Here is an 18387-nt window from a genome sequence, read left to right on the forward strand (position 1 = left end):
ACATCCGTTCAATTGTTTCGTCTTTTGCAGATGATTTGGTTGTCAAACTCCAGGTTGATGTAAGAATATTTGTTCCATCCCGCTTGTGAAAGGCCATATTTATAGAACTTTTCCAGACGTGTGAGTTTCTGCTTGGTGAAGCTCTCAATCAGCGAGAACCGTTTCGTTCGGTCATTGTTAGTAGGCAACTGACCCAAATAAATGATGTGGTCACCCACCCTGGGAACCAACTCTATGCCACGATCGGGGAGAACATGTATTTGTTCTATCTGGTTTTTCCAGAGCTCGTTGCCCATCAATGCCTTGCTCAGAGCCGACACATAGTGCGTGGCAAACCATTTGTTGATGTAGCCAGTTGCAATGATAAGGTCGCTCGTGTAACTGGAATTGGGCATGATGGCATCCTTATCATCCAGATAATAGTCGTCACCATTGATCGACTTGATGCGCACGATGGGCATTCGTTGCGTGATGCTGATGTTGACATGTCCATTTTGTGTTTTGTAACATTCAGCCGTATTGACAAACGGACTGGTCTTCAACATGTTCTCAATCTTGCGGACATCCACGTATTTCAATGGCTTTTCCAACGGATAGAGCTTGTGTTTCTCCAGTCGATCCCTGATTTCTGCGGCGTTGATAAAACCATGTTGGGCCTCGTCTGCAATGTCGATGCTCACCTTTGTGCACACGTTGGCCGTTTCATCAGGCTTGTTGAATGCCGTGAAAGCAAAGACCAGATAGATGCCCAGCACCACGTCCAGTACGATGGTTATTATCTTTTTCAGGTTTCTTCTCACTTGCTTTCTATGATCTTAGCCATTTGTGGTACGTAATTATCCAAGTCACCGGCACCCAATATCACGAGGACATCGAAGTCGCGTCGCTTCACCAGGTCGAGAACCTCTTCCTTGTGAATCATGCTCTTCTCCTTACAGGTAAGTTCATCGTATATCAGTTGTGACGTCACTCCTTTGATGGGTTGCTCGCGAGCGGGATAGATATCGCACAAAATCACTTCGTCCAGCTGGCTCAGCGCTTTGGCGAACTCCTTATAGAAGTCTCTGGTTCGGGTGTAAAGATGCGGCTGAAAGATGGCCGTCACCTTGCGATCGTGATACAACTCGCGCAGGCTTTTGGCACTTTGGTATATCTCCTTTGGGTGATGCGCATAGTCGGAAAGTAGCACATGGCGGTCGTTCTTAATCTTGAAGTCGAACCTTCGCTCCACTCCATGATAGGTAGACATGCCATATCGCAGTTCTTCGGCCGTGCAACCATTCAGTTGCGCCATGGCCATGGCAGCCACGCCGTTCTCGATGTTGATGGGAATGGGCTGACCTAATTCTACACCTTCTACATTTTCCATGGGCGAAATGAAATCGAAAGTGATGTGACCATTTTTAATTTCAATATTCTCTGCATGGAATTCTCCCTTGTCCCTGCTGTAATCATAGATGGTTACGCCCTCCTGAACCGCAGGCTTCATTTCCAAATCCCGATGGATAATCAACGCTCCACCTGGCTGAATGAGGGTGGTATAGTGACGGAAACTCTCCAGATAAGCCTCTTTTGTGCCGTAGATGTCCAGATGGTCGGGGTCGGTGGAGGTGATTACACTCATCCACGGACGCAGCCAATGGAAACTGCGATCGAATTCATCGGCTTCGATAACGATATAATCACTCGCATCTGACAGAATGTAGTTGGTGCCATAGTTCTTTGAGATGCCGCCGAGAAAGGCATTGCAGTCGACATGACTCTGGTGCATGATGTGCGCGCACATGGTGCTGGTGGTGGTCTTGCCGTGCGTTCCTGCAAAGCACAGTCCTTTGTGTGTCTGTGTCAATGTGCCGAGCACCTGTGCTCGTTTTTGTATCTCAAAGCCGTTTTCCCTGAAGTATTTCAGCTCTTGATGGGTTTCTGGAATGGCGGGTGTGTAGATAACAAGGCATGTCTGAGGGTTCTTACATGCATGCGGAATCTCTTCCACACTCTCTTTATAGTGAATGAGCATTCCCTCTTTCTCAAGCTGGTTGGTCAATGCGGAGGGTGTCTTGTCGTAACCAGCTACCACTACACCTTTATGAATGAAGTAGCGAGCGATGGCACTCATGCCAATGCCGCCAGCCCCTATGAAATAAACCGACTTGATTTCTGTTATGTCCATTTCTCTTCTCTTCTTTTGTCTTGTGGAGTTATCGAAAGTTACAGGTAACTCGTTCGCTTCGTTCAACGTCGTTTGCGGACGTTACCTTTCATGTTCAATGCTTTTCTTTGCCGGCGTTTTTGTCTACCGGTGCGTTGCCAGTTTGATGACCTCATCTGCGATGATGTTGGCAGAATGAGGCAATGCAAGCTTCAAGACGTTCTCGCTCAGCGATGCCAACTTACTGTCGTTCTGTACGGTTTCGATGGCTTGTTGTAGCAACATGTCCTTCGCTTCGGAATCTTTGACATAGATGGCAGCGTTCTTGTTAACCAAAGCCATGGCGTTCTTCGTTTGATGGTCTTCAGCCACGTTCGGACTGGGGACCAGGATGACGGGCTTGCCAATAAGGCAGAACTCGCTGATGGAACTGGCTCCGGCACGGCTTATCACCAAGTCTGCCGCTTTGTAGGCAGCCCCCATGTCGCTGATAAAATCAGTTACGTGGAGCATGGGCAGTGGGTCTTCCGATTGCAAGGCTTTGGTGATGCCTTCGAAATAATATTTCCCAGTTTGCCAAATAAATTGCACACCACTCGTTCTTACCATGTCCAGGTGGCTCATCACGCTCTCGTTAATGGTTCTGGCTCCAAGACTTCCACCTACCAAAAGTATGGTTTTCTTGTCGGGTTCGAGCCCAAACGACTTTTTGGCCTCTTGTTGTGTCAAGGCTGTTTGCAACACATTTTGCCGCACAGGGTTGCCTGTCATGATGATTTTGTCGGCTGGAAAGAATCGTTCCATGCCTTCGTAAGCCACACATATCTTGTCTGCTTTCTTCGCCAACAGCTTGTTGGTCACCCCAGCATACGAGTTTTGCTCCTGTATCAAGCAAGGAATGTGCCGTTTTGCACAAACGTTCAAGGTGGGGCCACTGGCATATCCACCCACTCCGACAGCGGCCATCGGCTTGAAGTCTTTGATGATGGCCTTAGCCATGCGCTGGCTTTTCCATATTTTGAACAGCACGAAGATGTTCTTTAACAGGTGTTTGCGGTCGAATCCGCAAATGGGTAGTCCTTTTATCTCGTAGCCAGCTTTGGGCACGCGCTCCATTTCCATGCGCCCGATAGCCCCCACAAAGAGTATCTTCGCATCAGGACGCTTTGCCTTGATGGCGTTGGCGATGGAGATGGCAGGAAAGATATGTCCTCCCGTTCCGCCACCACTGACAATAATTCTCAATTCGTTATTCATCTAACTCAGATGTATTTAATGTACAAAAGTAATCAAAAAATATGTCTTTTTGTCATATTTCACCATATTTATTTTAAGCCGTTAGCTCATAAGACTATGCTGTCGTGAGCTTTCCGGACATCACCTCGTCATTGTCGGCGTCTGGTTTTTTCTTGGCCGAACGGCTGACACTGAGTATCGCACCGATGTACACGCAGTTGATGATGGTGGAAGTTCCGCCCTTGCTGATTAGCGGCAGTGGCTGACCCGTAACGGGAGCAAGCCCCACGGCCACGCACATGTTGAACAAAGCCTGCGTCACCAGCAGCAGAGCCAGTCCCATAGCGAGGAAAGCGGGGAAATTATTTTCGCAGCGGTTGGCGATGCGTCCGGTTCTAAAGAGCAGGATGATGTACAGCATGGCCACGAAGAATCCGCCGAAAAGTCCCATCTCCTCGATGATGATGGCATAGATGAAGTCGGAGAAAGCCTGTGACAGAAAGTCGCGTTCTACCGAGTTTCCCGGTCCCTTACCAATGAAGTTTGACGACACGATGGCAATGTTGGCATGCCCTATCTGTGCGTCTTTATCCAAGTCGAATTCCTCCGGAGGGGTCTCTTTGCCAGCCATGAATCGGTCGATGCGCCCTTTCCAGGTGTCAAAGCGGTGGAACACAGAGCCAAACATGCTGGGATCTTTCTTTTGTTCCACCGTGGCTACCTGTTCAATGTGGTTTGGGTTGGCGTTTTCTTTCTCATGGTCTTTCCCCACAACCATTACCAGCGTGAAGACAGTTAGAATCAACAATGTGACCACCCCCAATACCTTCCCAAGGATTTTGCCAGGTACCCGACCGATGATCATCATCATGAAGATGACCATACACAGCAACATGGCCGTGGAAAGATTCTCCACCATGATGAGCGGAATGATGAAAGCACTCACGATGAGAATGTATTTAAAGGCGTTTTTGTCGGCCCCATGCTCGGTTTGCATGGCACTTAGTATCTGTGCGGTGGCTAGTACCAACGCTCCTTTGGCAATTTCGGAGGGCTGAAATTGTATGCCTACGATGCTAATCCATCGTTGGGCGCCATTGGTAGACTGTCCTGCCAGTAAAACCGTTATCAGCGTGACGACGGCTATCAGTAGTAGGAAGGGGGTTACAATCTTGAAATACTTGCACTTGATGTTGAGGGTTACCACCATGGCAAACACGCCAACGAGCAGGATGCCCGTGTGCTTGAGGATGGGTGCCCAATAGTGTCCCCCCTTGTAAGTCAGTCCGGCAGAGGCCGAATAGACCTCGATGACCGAAATGATGCAGAGGAAGAAGAAGACCATCCAGATGACCTTGTCTCCCTTGAAGATATTTCCTAACGTCTTGTCCATTACAGATTTCTTACCAACGTTTTAAACTGATCGCCCCGATCTTCCATGTTCTTGAACAAATCGAAGCTGGCACAACAGGGACTGAGCAGCACCGTGTCGCCTGGTTTGGCCAACTCGTAGCATGCCGCCACGCAGTCTTTCATCGAGTGAGTGTCGCGAACCGGGATGCCCAAGTTGTCGAAATTGTCGTGCAGCTTGCTGTTGTCGGCTCCGAGATATACCAGTGCGACGCACTTTTCTTTCACCAAATCTTTGATTGGGCCATAGTCGTTTCCCTTATCCTTACCGCCCAGAATGAGGATGGTGGGCGTTCTCATGCTTTCCAGCGCATACCAGCAGGCATCCACATTGGTGGCCTTAGAGTCGTTGATGTACTGTACGCCGCCCACCTTGCACACCTTCTCCAAACGATGTTCCACGCCAGGGAAGTCGCTGAGGCTCTTCCTGATAACCTCGTTCCTGATGCCTGCGATGTCGGTGGCGATGCCTGCGGCCAGCGAGTTGTAGATGTTGTGCTTGCCGGTGAGTGACAGTGCCTCCTGTTCCATGTTGAACGGTGTGGGCTTCTCAATGGTGTACTCGCCCTCTTCGATGTATCCTATGGAGCCTTTCTCCTTCAGTTCGGAGAAGGGGCATTGCACGGCCTTGATGTCATACTTCTTCAATTCGCGCTTGATGATGGGGTCGTCGTTCCAGTAGATGAAGCTGTCTTGCGCGGTCTGGTTCTGTATGATGCGCATCTTGGCATCCACATAGTTCTGCATGCAGTTGTCGTAGCGATCCAAGTGGTCGGGGGTGATGTTCAGTAGGATGGCGATGTCGGCCTTAAACTTGTACATGTTGTCCAACTGGAACGAGCTCAGCTCGATGATGTAGTACTCGTGCGGGTCCTCGGCCACCTGCAGTGCCAGACTGCGCCCGATGTTGCCAGCCAGTCCGGCATCGTATCCAGCCGCCTTGAAAATGTGGTAAATCAGCGACGTGGTGGTGGTCTTGCCGTTGCTGCCCGTGATGCAAATCATCTTAGAGTGGGTGTAGCGCCCGGCAAACTCTATCTCGCTGATGATGCCGATGCCCTTTGCCATGGCCTTTTGCACCATCGGAGCCTCTTTCGGGATGCCCGGACTCTTGATGATTTCGTCAGCGTTCAGAATGAGTTCGGGGGTGTGATGCTTCTCTTCCCATCTAATGTTGTGCTCATCGAGCGTCTTCTTGTATTTGTCTTTGATTTCACCCATGTCAGACACAAATACGTCGAAGCCTTCTTTTTGGGCTAAGATGGCAGCTCCAACTCCACTCTCTGCTGCTCCGAGAATAACTATTCTTTTCATGTTTTCTACTCCTTTTTTTTATTTACTTGCACCCACTAATTTGGCTGTTGTTATGGTTGCTTGTACAAAGTCATTGACTTTGGCGCTTAATCTCCATGACTTTAGGCTCCAATCTCTATGACTTTGCGTGTCAATCTCAATGAGTTTGTAACTATCTCACTTTCAGTGTGATGATGGTCATGGTTGCCAAGATGATGGTGATGATCCAAAAGCGAATGGTGATTTTCGACTCGTGTACGGCCGAATGAGGTTTTCTGATGAGGTATTGGCAGTCGGGATCCAGTTGCGAGTCCTGCGTACGAAAGTTGTCATGGATGGGTGTACGCTTGAAGATGCGTTGCTTTACCCCTTTGCGTTTGCCCATTTTGTAGTAATATACTTGTAAGATGACGCTCAGACTCTCCACGAAGAAGATGCCGCACAGGATGGGCAGCAGCAGTTCTTTATGAATGATTACTGCACAAACGCCAATGATGCCGCCGATGGTCAGCGAGCCTGTATCGCCCATGAACACCTGTGCGGGGTAGGCGTTGTACCACAAGAAACCGATGAGGGCACCCACGAAGGCGCACATGAACACCACCAGCTCTTGCGAACCCGGTATGTACATGATGTTGAGGTACGAGGCAAACTGAATGTGCGAGCTGACATAGGCCAGGATGCCCAATGCCACGCCGATGATAGCCGAGTTGCCTGCGCACATGCCATCCATGCCATCGTTGAGGTTGGCACCGTTCGAAACCGCCGTCACCACGATGATGGTCATCACGACAAACAATATCCAACCGGCCGCTGTCTTGTATTTGCCACACCAACGCATCACGCCCGAATAATCTAAGTTGTGCCCTTTGACAAACGGAATGGTGGTTTTGAGCGACTTGCGCGCATCAGTTCGGTGCTTAATAACCATCTCCTTTCCTTGCTGTACGATGGCTAAATTTTCGTTGATCTTGACATCTGGCGACGACCAAAGTACCAGTCCGACTATCAATCCGATGCCTACCTGTCCCACAATCTTGTATTTTCCTTTCAGACCTTCTTTGTTTTTGCGGAATATCTTGATGTAATCGTCCATGCCGCCGAGGAACCCCAACCAAAGGGTAGTCACCACCATGAGGATGAGGTAGATGTTTCTGAGTCGGCCCAGAAGCAACACGGGGATGATAATGGCGGCAATGATGATGACACCACCCATGGAAGGAACGCCAATTTTGTTGACACCAAAGGGGTCGATGGAGGCATCGCGCTGCGTCTCGGTGATTTGTTTCTTGCGCAGGTACTTGATGAATCGCTCACCAAACCAGGCCGAGATGACCAGTGAGAAGATGAGGGCAAGCAGGGCTCTGAAGGAGATGTAACCCCAGACATGAGCTCCCGAGATGCCGTATTGCTCTAATAATCTGAAAAGATAGTATAACATGCTGTGTGCTGTTTGTTTTATTGTTCAATGACGATGCTACTGTGCAAAGATGTCGCGCAGCACTTCCTTGTCGTCAAAATGATGTTTCACGCCCTTGATTTCCTGATACGTTTCGTGTCCTTTTCCTGCAACAAGAACCACGTCTTGCTTCTGTGCCAGCATGCAGGCCGTGCGGATGGCCTCCTTACGGTCGACGATGGTCAGTACCTTTTTCAGGTCTTGCGCATCCAAACCCGCTAACATGTCGTTGATGATGTCTTGCGGATCTTCAAAACGAGGGTTGTCACTGGTGATGATAACCTTGTCACTAAGCTGTACAGCCTGCTTCGCCATGAGTGGACGTTTGCCCTTGTCGCGGTTGCCACCGGCACCACAAACGGTGATGATGTGCCCCTTTCCGTCGACCTCGTGTATGGCCAACAGCACATTTTTCAATGCGTCGGGCGTATGAGCGTAGTCTACGATGGCTGTAAACCCTTCGGGCGACTGCAACGTGTCCATGCGACCGTTGACGGTGTGCAAGGTGCTCATGGCGATAAGTGTTTCTTCGCGTTGCTTGCCCAGCATGCGTGCGGCACCGTAAACGGCCAGCAGGTTGCTGACATTGAACTTGCCCGTGAACTGCACGCCAACCTCCTGACCGTCAATCTCCAGGTACATTCCCTGAAAATGGCATTCGATGATGCGCGCTTTGAAGTCGGCCATCGACTGGATGGAGTAGGTTTTGATGGTGGCTTTGGTGTTCTGCACCATCACCATTCCGTTCTTGTCATCAGCGTTGGTGATGGCAAAAGCCGACTTGGGTAGGCCGTCAAAGAATAATTTCTTAGCGTTGCGATAGTTCTCGAAGGTCTTGTGATAATCCAAATGGTCGCGTGTGAGGTTGGTGAAGATGCCTCCCGTGAAGGTAAGCCCGCCGATTCGCTTCTGTGCAATGGCGTGTGACGAACACTCCATGAATACATATTCGCAGCCGGCAGCCAGCATCTTGGCTAACAATTCGTTGAGCTCAATAGGATCGGGGGTGGTGTGGTCGGCAGGAATCTCCTGCTCTTCGATAAAATTGCAGACCGTAGAAAGCAGTCCACACTTGTGTCCCAACTTTCTGAAGAGATAATATAATAAGGTGGCAACGGTGGTCTTTCCGTTGGTACCTGTGACACCTACTAACTTGAGGTGTTTGGATGGGTCGCCAAAAAAGCGGGTGGCAACTTTCCCTACTTCGTCTTCTGTGGATTTTACCACAGCGTAGGTGACGTTTGGTTGTGGCTGTTGTGGCGCTTCTTCACATAAGATGGCGGCGGCTCCCAGCTCTATGGCTTTGGGTATGTATTGATGACCGTCCACCTGTGTGCCTTTGATAGCTACGAATAGGTTGCCCTCTTTTACTTTGCGGGAGTCGATCTCCACGCCTGTGATGTTGACATTGGCTTCGCCGATGATGGCAGATGTCTTGATGCCTTGAATCAATTCACTGAATGTCATATAGGTAATTTCTTATAAATGTTACTATAGTGTATTGCCAAATCTATTGTAATGTCAGGTGGCATACGTCGCCTTTCTTGATGCAATGGCCTGGTTCCAGACTCTGACTGGTCACCTTTCCACGTCCGTCGAGCTTGACTTTGACGCCTCGGCTCTCCAAGATATAAACGGCATCACGCGCCCCCATACCCTCAACATTGGGGATGAATTTGTGTCCATGCACCTTTACTTTCCTGAGTTTGACAACCGTGTTGTTCTGTATTTCTGCAGAACCCCAGATGGGATTGCCCTTGGTGTACGAGCCAGACCAATCTTGATTGGCATTGATTCCTAAGTGACTGAGCACGTAGTTGGCTGCGAGGATATTGCCATTCTTTACTTCTGGCAACATAATGGATGTGGAGTCTTTGGCATCTTTAACGTCAAGTTTAAGGTCTTGAGCCATAATTCCCTCTGAAATGTGATGAAACACGACACCGCTCATGCCACCCCCTGATGCGGGAAGTCCCGACTTCTGGATGCAAACGATGCAGCTGTAGCGTGGGTCGTTGGCGGGGAAATAGCCAGCAAAACTCAGCAAGTAGTTGGTTCGTCCTACCTTATATCCACCCGAACCCTGTGAGATTTGTGCGGTACCAGTCTTGCCAGCCACCTTGAAAGATGGTGATCCGGCTTTCTTACCCAATCCTTGGCTGACCACATGTTCAAGTATGGTTTGAATTTCACCAAGCGTTTTGGGCTTACATATCTGTGAGCGGAGTACCTTGGGCGGGAACTCTATTAGCACTTCTCCATTTTTCACCACCTTTTTTACAAAGCGCGGTTGCATCATCTTGCCGTTGTTGGCGATGGCATTGTAAAACGTTAGCATGGAAATAGGTGGAATCTGTGTTTCGTATCCGATGCTCATCCAGGGCAAAGCTGTCTTGCTCCAGTTGAGCCATTGGCCGCGGTCGTTTTTCTTGGGCAGACGGATGACAGCAGGAGATGAACCCACAAGCGGGATATTCAGGTTGTCCGCCAAGCCTGTTCGATAGATTCCTCGCACGAATTTCTCGGGATGATCTTTATAATTGTCATCGACGATGCGGCTGACACCGATATTAGAGCTGTATAAAAGAGTCTGTGGAAGCGTTAACAAACCATAGCCACCCTTACGCCAGTTGTGGTCTTTCATCTGCCTGCCATACATCGGCCAAACGCCACTGGCAGTCTCTACTCTGGCCGTGGTGTCCACAACTCCATCGTCTAATGCGACCATGATTGAGGCAACTTTAAACACAGATCCTGGTTCCAGCAGGTCGCTGACGGCATGATTCTTTACTTCCCGGTATTCACCATCAAAGCATTTCTCCATGTTGACGATGGCCTTGATGTCACCGGTAGCCACCTCCATGACCAGTGCCACGCCAACATTTCCATTGATTTTCTTCAACTCGTCGATGACAGCTCTTTCCGCAAGGTCTTGCATGCCAACGTCAATGGTTGTGACAATGTCTGCCCCATCGACAGGAGGCGTGTCCATGATGTCAAGAAACTTGTTGAGAACCTTGCGGCGATGCACGATTCCATTCTTCCCACGGAGAATGGAGTCGTAGGACAACTCAAGTCCAAATCGCGCCGTGTCTTTAGCTCCATACATGGCACCCACGGTCCTACCAGCCAGCGAACCATAGGGGCGTTGTCGCGCATTGAATTCTTCGTAATGGAAACCACTGGAATATTTAGAAAGATTGAACAACGGCAACGCTTTCACATCTGTGAAAGTGTTGTAGTCGATGCGCTTATTCCAAATAGGCCAGTGACGGCTTTGCTTCTTTCTTCCCTTTTCCAGTTCTGCTCTAAATGCATGCGCAGGCTTTTCTGGAAAGATGGCTGCCAGGCCTTGACAGATAGAATCAATCTTCTCATCCCACAGCGTGTCGGTTTTTGATTCATGCAAGGTTTTGAAGTCTATGTACACTTTAAACTCGGGTAATGAACTGGCCATGAGTTCACCATTGCAGCTAAGAATGTTGCCTCGCATAGGCTTGATGTCTACGCTATCGCGCTTTACGCGATTAGCCACTTTAGTCCAATAGGTACGCTTGGCAGTCATGATATAAACTGTTTTGCCAACCACGGCAAGTGCTATCAGTGTCATCATGATGGCGAGGGCACTGTAGCGGGGCATTATCTTTTTATAATCAAACTTATTCATTCTGCAGGAACTGTGATGATGTATGGTGGTTGGTTTGCTATTTTGAGGACGCTGTCCTTATTGTTCTTTAACATTTCGAGCACGTTGCTCTCTCTGCTCTTTTCCGTTAGTTGGCTACTGGTAGACAGTGCTTTGTATCTGGCATCTTGCAACTCTTTCTGTAACTGGTCAATTTCAATGAGGTTTTGCTGCACGCTGTATCGGTTTGAGATGTAGATGATGATGAAAAAAGTGATGAGCAGTACCACCCAGATTTGCTTGCGGATGGTGGAAGTAGTCAAAATGTCTCCGCCAAGAATCTTCTTCAAAGTGAAATTCTTGGACAGTGGAGCCTCTTCTTCCGTGGCTTGCTCTAAGATAACTTCCTTGAGCGTTGGACCTTCATCTGCAACTTTCTTTTGGTTGGTCGCAGATTCTTCCGGTTGTTTCTCCTCCGAAACTGATACGGTGGGTTGTGATTCTATGTCTAAATCTTCTTTTTTCATTGTATCTTTTCGGCGATTCTTAGTTTAGCACTTCTGCTTCGTGGGTTTCGTTGTTGCTCATCCTCAGCAGGCACAATCACTTTTTTGTTGATCAGTGAGAATGGAGTTGTTGTCTTTCCGAAGAAATCCTGCGTCATTTTTCCCTCCACATTGCCTGTCTTCATCATGTTTTTGACGATTCGATCTTCCAGAGAATGGTAGGTGATGACAGACAATCTGCCTCCTGGTCGTAGCAGTTGTTTGGCTCCTTCAAGCATTTCTTTTAAGGCTTCCATCTCGTGATTCACTTCGATGCGCAGGGCTTGGAACAGCTTAGCCATGTCTTTCTTCTCTCGTTCTCTCTTGAACAGGGGTGCTGTGGCCTGAATGAAGTCCTGTGTGGTCACAATTATCTTTTCGGTTCGCGCTTTCACCAGGAGCGTGGCGATGCGCCGAGCGTTTCTCAATTCTCCATAGAGGTAGAACACATCGGCAAGGCGTTCTTCGCTGTATGTGTTCACGATGTCGGCAGCCGTGATGTCCGCTGTCTTGTTCATGCGCATGTCGAGCGGTGCGTCGAAGCGGAAAGAAAACCCCCGACTTTCGTCATCAAAATGATGACTGGACACACCTAAGTCAGCTAATAGTCCGTCAATCTGCTCTATTTCGTAGTATCGCATCCAGTTCTTGAGGTATCTGAAGTTTGATCGTACGAACGTAAAGTTGTCTTGTCGCAGCAGTTCATTGCCCGCTTGATGGATGTTTTTCTCTGCATCCAGGTCTTGGTCGAAGCTGAATAAGTGGCCATTTTTCCCCAGTTGGCGCAGAATCTGCATGGAGTGTCCACCGCCTCCGAAGGTCACATCCACGTAAATCCCATCGGGGTGGATGTTCAATCCCTCAACGCTCTCCTGCAAGAGAACCGGCACATGATATGTTTCTGCTGTCTTGATGCTCATTTTTATTCAGTCTCTTTGGTTGGCTCTGCGCCTTTACTCATGATTTCTTGCAGAGCCTTGCCAAACTCCTCCGGCTGCATGAAAGGATTCTTCGTTTCGTCGTTGCACCACATCTCTATTGTGTCGTCCATGCCAATGAATTTCACAGCTTGTTCGATATTTGCCATTTTTAGGTAACGCTTCGGTATCAATAAACGCCCATTGGCGTCAAGTGACAGCAGTTCTACATTGGAAACAAACTGACGGAAGATGATCTGTTCTTGCGCATTCCAGCGTGAAAGGCGTTTTCTCAAGGTGTCTAACTGTGCGTTCCATACCGATTCTGGATAGAGGGTAAGGCATGATTGGAACACGTCCTTTCGCAGAACGAGACTCTCTTCGCCTGCTACTTGCAGTACTTTCCTGAACGTTGCTGGCAAGAACACTCTGCCCTTGGCGTCTATCTTTGCTTCTATATTTCCTAAAAATCGCATGTGTACCTATTTATATGCAAATCAATATTTGTCGTCAAAGATACATATTTTTCCCCACACTTCCCCACTTTCATACATAAAATGATAAGAAAATTGTATTTTTAATTTATTTAACGTATTTTGTTCCCTTCAACTTCTCGATTCGATGGTTTCTACTTCTGTCAGATCAATCATTCAAAATGATATCTGTAACTTCCTTGAGACATCTGTTTCTTCGTGTGACAACGGGATAACAGATGAGATAATTTTTCAACATTTTTACATAAAAAAGCGGCATATTACAAAAAGTTATGCTATTTTTGCAAAGAAAGTTTTTTGACCTAAATGAGTGACGAAACAAAGAAAACTATAGACATCGATGACATCTTGCGGAGTAAACTTGGCGATAAGGCTAAATATGTTCCACATTTTGCAGTTAGTTGGCTCAAGAAGATCACCCATCAAGATGAAGTGAATCAATTTCTTTGGGAAAACAAAGACTTGATGGGAGTCGATTGGCTTGAAGCGTGTGTCAAATATCTGGATGTTACCTTGGAGGTCAGAGGTAGGGAAAATCTGCCGAACCAACAAGATGGTCGATTATACATCTTCGCATCAAATCATCCTCTGGGCGGTGCTGATGGGGTGGCTTTGGGCGCCATCATCGGCCGACGTTATGGCGGCCGCATCAAATACCTGTTGAATGATTTGTTGATGAACCTGCCGGGACTGCGTCCTTTGGGTATCGGCATCAACAAAACTGGTAAGCAAAGCCGCAACTTCCCCGCAATGGTGGATGCAGCATTCCAAAGTGATAACCACATCATTATGTTTCCCGCTGGACTTTGCTCGCGTAAAATGAATGGTCAAATTCGGGACATTCCCTGGAAGAAAACATTCATCACCAAGAGTGTTGAATACCAGAGAGACGTGGTACCCATTCATTTTGAGGGGAGAAACTCAGACCGGTTCTATCGCATCGCCAACATCTGTAAGGCCCTGAAATTGAAGTTCAATGTAGCAATGTTGTTCTTAGTTGATGAAATGTATCGCAACAGACACAAGACATTCCGCGTCACGATTGGCAAACCGATACCCTGGCAAACCTTTGACAAGCGTAAGAATGCGCAGCAATGGGCGCAGTATGTACAAAATAAAGTATACCAACTGCAACCGACACAAACAGCAGAATAGAGATAACTGAAATATCAATCAAGCGTTGAGAGATCTTATTTGAGAGAATCCTATACTCGCAATGAACGGTCCTTCTTCGTCAATCCTCTAAGAAACCATGCAAGAAGAGATTATCCAGCCTATCGATAGGGAGCTGTTGAAAGCTGAATTGACGCCTGAGAAGCGGCTCCGGATGACGAACAAAAGCCACAACAAGATTTTCGTGGTCACAGCTCATGATTCACCCAATGTGATGAAGGAGATTGGACGATTGCGCGAAATTGCCTTTCGTACCGCTGGCGGAGGCACTGGCAAGTCCGTGGATATCGATGAATTTGATACTTGCGACAACTGTTACAAGCAGCTGATTGTGTGGAATCCCGATGCGGATGAGATCATTGGCGGCTATCGGTATCTGTATGGTTCCAACTGGGAATTGGACGACAATGGACAGCCTAAGTTGGCCACCAGTCACCTCTTCCATTTCTCGGACAAATTCCTTAGCGACTATATGCCCTATACCGTAGAGCTGGGAAGGTCTTTCGTGGCGCTGGAATATCAAAACGTGCGAAGCAACACCAAAAGCATCTTCGCCTTGGACAACCTGTGGGATGGCCTCGGAGCACTGACTGTTCTCAATCCTAACCTCAAGTATTTCTTCGGTAAGATGACGATGTACCCTTCTTATATCCGCAGGGGACGTGACATGATTTTGTATTTTTTGAAGAAACATTTTAATGACAAAGAACACCTCATCGTGCCCAGAAATCCTTTGGAGTTACAGGAAGATCCCAAAGAATTGGAAAAGTTGTTCTCTGAAACGGATTTCAAGTCAGATTACAGAATCCTCAACAGAGAGATACGCCAATTGGGATACAACATCCCTCCCTTGGTTAATGCCTACATGGGGTTAAGTCCTACGATGAAACTGTTTGGCACTGCCATCAACAATGGGTTCGGTGATGTGGAAGAAACGGGAATTCTGATTTCGGTAGACGAGATATTGGAGGACAAACGTGTGCGACATATCGATAGTTTCATCAAGGAGCATCGCGAGTCGCTTGAAATCACTTCGGGTGTCAACAACATTATTTACAAGGAAGACAACAACAAGTCATAAGCAGCCGAAAGCTACAATCAGAGGAGGATAGCAGGCGCATGTTTGTGCATCTGCACCATCTTCAACAGTCGGAATTTGCAGAATTTTAGCTGTAGAAGGTGGCGTATTTAATTCACTAAATCAATAATATTAACTAACAAGAACCATCAGACATGAGAAAAATTTCAATGGCATTACTGGCTTTCGCTGGCATCTTTGGCATGATGTCCTGTACGAAAACTGACAATGCAACAACAGAAGACCTGACAAACTATGTCGAACCACGCATCGGAACGGCGCACTGTCGTTATTTCCACATGGCTCCCGGTGCCTTACCTTTCGGCATGGCCAAGCCTGGACCATCAACCAATGGACATTATGGGAATAAATCTGGTTGGGAGGCCACGGGTTATGATTATCGTGACACCAGCATCGAGGGATTCCCCTGCCTGCACGAATTCCAGATTGGTGGCATCACCCTGATGCCTACCGTGGGCAAATTGTTCACCGTACCTGGCGACACCGCCATGACGGACGAGCGTAAAGGCTACCGCTCACGCTTCTCGCACGATGATGAAGTTGCCACGGCTGGCTACTACTCTGTGCTACTCAAGGACTACAATGTCACGGCCGAAATGACGGCCACCACGCGTGTTGCCTTCCAGCGTTACACCTTCCCGGCCAGCAAGGAGAGCCGAATCCTCTTTGATATCGGTAACCGCCAGGGCGAAAGTGGTGCCGTGAAGGATGCCTCTGTACAGATCAAGGACAACGGAACCGTGGTGGAAGGCTGGGTGATTACCCTGCCTGAGTATGTAAAGAAATACCAGCCGGGCGCCGAAGTCCCCTTGTATTTCCATGCCGTTATCGACAAGAAACCAGTTGGAGTAGGCACTTTCAACGGCGAAACCGTTAAAGCTGACTCGCTGTCAACTACGGGTTTGGGCGCGGGTGCTTATCTGACGTTCGAGACAACTGATCAGGAAAAGATCACCGTGAAGGTGGGTGTGTCTTACACTTCGGTGGAGAACGCCCGTAAGAACCTTGAGGCTGAGGCGCATGACTTGGCTTTTGATGAGGCGAAGCAGCAGTCGCATGATACTTGGAATGAGCATTTGAGTCGCATTGCGGTAGAAACAACGAACAAGGATGATAAGGTGAAATTCTACACAGGATTGTATCATGCCATCTTGGGTCGTGGCATTGCCAGCGATGTCAATGGTGCTTATCCCAAACACGATGGTACGGTAGGGCAAATTGAGATGAAGGATGGAAAGCCTGCTTTCAACCTCTATAACACGGACGCTATGTGGGGAGCACAATGGAATCTCAACCAAGTGTGGATCATGGCTTACCCCGAACACATGTCCGACTTCATCAGCAGTCATCTTCAGGTATACAAAGACAGTGGATGGCTGGGCGACGGACTGGCAAACAGCCGTTATGTGTCGGGCGTAGGAACCAATCAGTTGAGCTTGATGATTGCAGCGGCTTATGCTTGTGGAATCCGTGATTTCGATGTGAATCTTGCCTACGAGGCCTGCCGCAAGAACGAGTTGGATGGTGAGAACCGACCATTTGGTGCAGGAAAGACCGATACCAAACTCTTTGTAGAACACGGTTATGTGCCACATCAGGACACGGGTGAAGGATCAGACGAAATGTTCATGTTCTCTGCTTCGCACACCTTGGAGTATGCTTTTGGCGCATGGGCTACCGCACAGATGGCCAAGGCATTGGGAAAGACAGACGACTACAAAAAGTTGATGGATCTTTCCAAGGGCTGGGAACGAATCTATGACACGTCAACCAACTTTGTTCGTCCGAAGAAGGCCGATGGCAGCTTCATTGAGAATTTTGACCCGATGCAGGTATGGCGCGGCTTCCAGGAAGGCAACGCTTGGCAGTACACGTTCTATGCACCGCACGATGCCAAAGCGTTGGTGGCTAAGGTGGGTGCCGAAGAGTTCAACAACCGTTTGGATAGCATCTTCACCCAATCGCAGAAGCTCATCTTCAGCGGTGGTACCGAGGTGGGTGCTTTCGCTGGATTGAAGACGCTTTACAACCAAGGCAACCAGCCTTGTCTGCACATCTCATGGATGTTCAACGAGGCCGGCAAGCCATCGCACACCCAGAAGTGGGTGCGTGCCATCTTAGACGAGTTCTATGGCACAGATGGCATCCATGGCTACGGCTACGGACAGGATGAAGACCAGGGTCAGTTGGGCGCTTGGTTCGTACAGTCGTCCATCGGCATGTTCGATGTCAAGGGACTCACGGCCGAGCAACCGTCCTTTGGTTTAGGCAGTCCTTTGTTCGACAAGATTACCATTCGTTTGAACAAGGATTATTACAAGGGTGACAAGTTTGTCATCAACGTGAGCAACAATAGCAAGGAGAACATCTATGTGCAGGAATACAAGCTCAACGGAAAGACGCTTGACAGCACTTACTTGCCTTTCGCAACCTTCGCCGAGGGCGGCACACTGGATGTGACCATGGGCACAACACCTAAGGACAAGTATTAAAATAGGCTTCTTTTGATGCTTCTCTTTGTGAGAAGCATCGATTGTAATTATGCGTGCAAAGCCACCAATAAGTGGTGACTTTGCACGCATTTCTTTTTCTGTTTTCTGTCAAGTTCATCGGTATAGTTTGATACACGTTTTCCCTTTGGTATGGAGTAGAATTTCCAAGATGTTGGAAAGGCGTGATTCTTGCTTTTCAATGTCATTGAGTTTAATGCGCAAACTCAATCACTTTGGACGGTAAACCCATGTAGATTGAACGGTAAAGTCAATGAGTTTGAAATGTACCTAATTGTGAGGGCGTGATGATCGGGTATTTGGTAGCATTTTAGAGGCGTCGTTGTTCATTTCCCAACTGTTCGTATTTCCCTCCATAAACTCGATGCGAATAAATGATATATATTAAATAATAGTTGTATTCGCAACCCATAAGAATCTACTATTTCATAGTTGCGTGATTTATCACATACCTCTTTTATAGGATAAACCTGTAAT

Annotated in this window: 14 protein-coding genes; 3 read left to right on the forward strand and 11 right to left on the reverse strand. The window is 48.1% G+C overall.

The window, feature by feature from the left end; translation table 11 throughout:
• Window positions 1-8: 8 nt before the first annotated feature.
• From HMPREF1254_RS07530 to mraZ, 11 genes are all read right to left on the reverse strand, one after another.
• Entirely contained in the window at window positions 9-800 is a 792-nt protein-coding gene (locus tag HMPREF1254_RS07530) for a cell division protein FtsQ/DivIB (protein WP_023058063.1), read from the reverse strand.
• Complete coding sequence (murC, locus tag HMPREF1254_RS07535; RefSeq protein WP_023058089.1) at window positions 797-2170, reverse strand: UDP-N-acetylmuramate--L-alanine ligase; 1374 nt, start codon at window positions 2168-2170, stop codon at window positions 797-799. Before murC ends, HMPREF1254_RS07530 begins: the two co-directional genes overlap by 4 nt.
• 123 nt (window positions 2171-2293) lie before the next feature.
• Complete coding sequence (gene murG / locus HMPREF1254_RS07540; RefSeq protein WP_023058078.1) at window positions 2294-3406, reverse strand: undecaprenyldiphospho-muramoylpentapeptide beta-N-acetylglucosaminyltransferase; 1113 nt, start codon at window positions 3404-3406, stop codon at window positions 2294-2296.
• A gap of 94 nt (window positions 3407-3500) precedes the next feature.
• Window positions 3501-4778, reverse strand: coding sequence for an FtsW/RodA/SpoVE family cell cycle protein (locus HMPREF1254_RS07545; protein WP_023057991.1), 1278 nt, complete (start codon window positions 4776-4778; stop codon window positions 3501-3503).
• Window positions 4778-6109, reverse strand: a complete 1332-nt coding sequence (gene murD, locus HMPREF1254_RS07550; RefSeq protein WP_023058053.1) for a UDP-N-acetylmuramoyl-L-alanine--D-glutamate ligase — start codon at window positions 6107-6109, stop codon at window positions 4778-4780. The genes HMPREF1254_RS07545 and murD overlap by 1 nt, the downstream gene beginning before the upstream one ends.
• Window positions 6110-6260: 151 nt before the next feature.
• On the reverse strand, window positions 6261-7529 hold the full coding sequence (gene mraY / locus HMPREF1254_RS07555; RefSeq protein ID WP_023058112.1) for a phospho-N-acetylmuramoyl-pentapeptide-transferase: 1269 nt from the start codon (window positions 7527-7529) through the stop codon (window positions 6261-6263).
• A gap of 36 nt (window positions 7530-7565) precedes the next feature.
• Window positions 7566-9014, reverse strand: a complete 1449-nt coding sequence (locus tag HMPREF1254_RS07560; RefSeq protein ID WP_023058037.1) for a UDP-N-acetylmuramoyl-L-alanyl-D-glutamate--2,6-diaminopimelate ligase — start codon at window positions 9012-9014, stop codon at window positions 7566-7568.
• A gap of 43 nt (window positions 9015-9057) precedes the next feature.
• A complete protein-coding gene (locus HMPREF1254_RS07565) occupies window positions 9058-11214 on the reverse strand; it encodes a penicillin-binding protein (RefSeq protein ID WP_023058055.1) in 2157 nt (718 codons plus the stop codon).
• Entirely contained in the window at window positions 11211-11699 is a 489-nt protein-coding gene (locus HMPREF1254_RS07570) for an FtsL-like putative cell division protein (protein WP_023058018.1), read from the reverse strand. Before HMPREF1254_RS07570 ends, HMPREF1254_RS07565 begins: the two co-directional genes overlap by 4 nt.
• Entirely contained in the window at window positions 11696-12637 is a 942-nt protein-coding gene (gene rsmH, locus HMPREF1254_RS07575) for a 16S rRNA (cytosine(1402)-N(4))-methyltransferase RsmH (protein ID WP_023058117.1), read from the reverse strand. The genes HMPREF1254_RS07570 and rsmH overlap by 4 nt, the downstream gene beginning before the upstream one ends.
• A gap of 2 nt (window positions 12638-12639) precedes the next feature.
• Complete coding sequence (mraZ, locus tag HMPREF1254_RS07580) at window positions 12640-13110, reverse strand: division/cell wall cluster transcriptional repressor MraZ (RefSeq protein WP_023058116.1); 471 nt, start codon at window positions 13108-13110, stop codon at window positions 12640-12642.
• A 324-nt stretch (window positions 13111-13434) separates the two neighbouring features.
• Here mraZ and HMPREF1254_RS07585 point away from each other — a divergent pair, with 324 nt between their 5' ends.
• The 3 genes from HMPREF1254_RS07585 (at window position 13435) to HMPREF1254_RS07595 (ending at window position 17892) form a co-directional block, all read left to right on the forward strand.
• Window positions 13435-14283: a 1-acyl-sn-glycerol-3-phosphate acyltransferase gene (locus HMPREF1254_RS07585; protein WP_023058016.1), complete on the forward strand. Its 849-nt coding sequence runs from the start codon at window positions 13435-13437 to the stop codon at window positions 14281-14283.
• 97 nt (window positions 14284-14380) lie between these two features.
• The gene (locus tag HMPREF1254_RS07590) at window positions 14381-15382 is read left to right on the forward strand and encodes a GNAT family N-acetyltransferase (RefSeq protein WP_023058097.1); all 1002 of its coding nucleotides are present in this window, start codon (window positions 14381-14383) and stop codon (window positions 15380-15382) included.
• A 152-nt stretch (window positions 15383-15534) separates the two neighbouring features.
• Complete coding sequence (locus HMPREF1254_RS07595) at window positions 15535-17892, forward strand: GH92 family glycosyl hydrolase (protein ID WP_023058080.1); 2358 nt, start codon at window positions 15535-15537, stop codon at window positions 17890-17892.
• The last annotated feature ends 495 nt before the right edge of the window (window positions 17893-18387 follow it).

The sequence above is a fragment of the Prevotella sp. BV3P1 genome, assembly GCF_000479005.1.
Taxonomy (GTDB): Bacteria; Bacteroidota; Bacteroidia; order Bacteroidales; family Bacteroidaceae; genus Prevotella.

Bases quoted from the DNA above. Each gene is read 5' to 3' on its own strand.
- rsmH (WP_023058117.1), bottom strand. From the start codon at position 12,637: ATGAGCATCAAGACAGCAGAAACATATCATGTGCCGGTTCTCTTGCAG.
- HMPREF1254_RS07565 (WP_023058055.1), bottom strand. From the start codon at position 11,214: ATGAATAAGTTTGATTATAAAAAGATAATGCCCCGCTACAGTGCCCTC.
- HMPREF1254_RS07595 (WP_023058080.1), top strand. From the start codon at position 15,535: ATGAGAAAAATTTCAATGGCATTACTGGCTTTCGCTGGCATCTTTGGC.
- murD (WP_023058053.1), bottom strand. From the start codon at position 6,109: ATGAAAAGAATAGTTATTCTCGGAGCAGCAGAGAGTGGAGTTGGAGCT.
- murC (WP_023058089.1), bottom strand. From the start codon at position 2,170: ATGGACATAACAGAAATCAAGTCGGTTTATTTCATAGGGGCTGGCGGC.
- HMPREF1254_RS07585 (WP_023058016.1), top strand. From the start codon at position 13,435: ATGAGTGACGAAACAAAGAAAACTATAGACATCGATGACATCTTGCGG.
- mraY (WP_023058112.1), bottom strand. From the start codon at position 7,529: ATGTTATACTATCTTTTCAGATTATTAGAGCAATACGGCATCTCGGGA.
- HMPREF1254_RS07560 (WP_023058037.1), bottom strand. From the start codon at position 9,014: ATGACATTCAGTGAATTGATTCAAGGCATCAAGACATCTGCCATCATC.
- HMPREF1254_RS07545 (WP_023057991.1), bottom strand. From the start codon at position 4,778: ATGGACAAGACGTTAGGAAATATCTTCAAGGGAGACAAGGTCATCTGG.
- mraZ (WP_023058116.1), bottom strand. From the start codon at position 13,110: ATGCGATTTTTAGGAAATATAGAAGCAAAGATAGACGCCAAGGGCAGA.
- murG (WP_023058078.1), bottom strand. From the start codon at position 3,406: ATGAATAACGAATTGAGAATTATTGTCAGTGGTGGCGGAACGGGAGGA.
- HMPREF1254_RS07590 (WP_023058097.1), top strand. From the start codon at position 14,381: ATGCAAGAAGAGATTATCCAGCCTATCGATAGGGAGCTGTTGAAAGCT.
- HMPREF1254_RS07570 (WP_023058018.1), bottom strand. From the start codon at position 11,699: ATGAAAAAAGAAGATTTAGACATAGAATCACAACCCACCGTATCAGTT.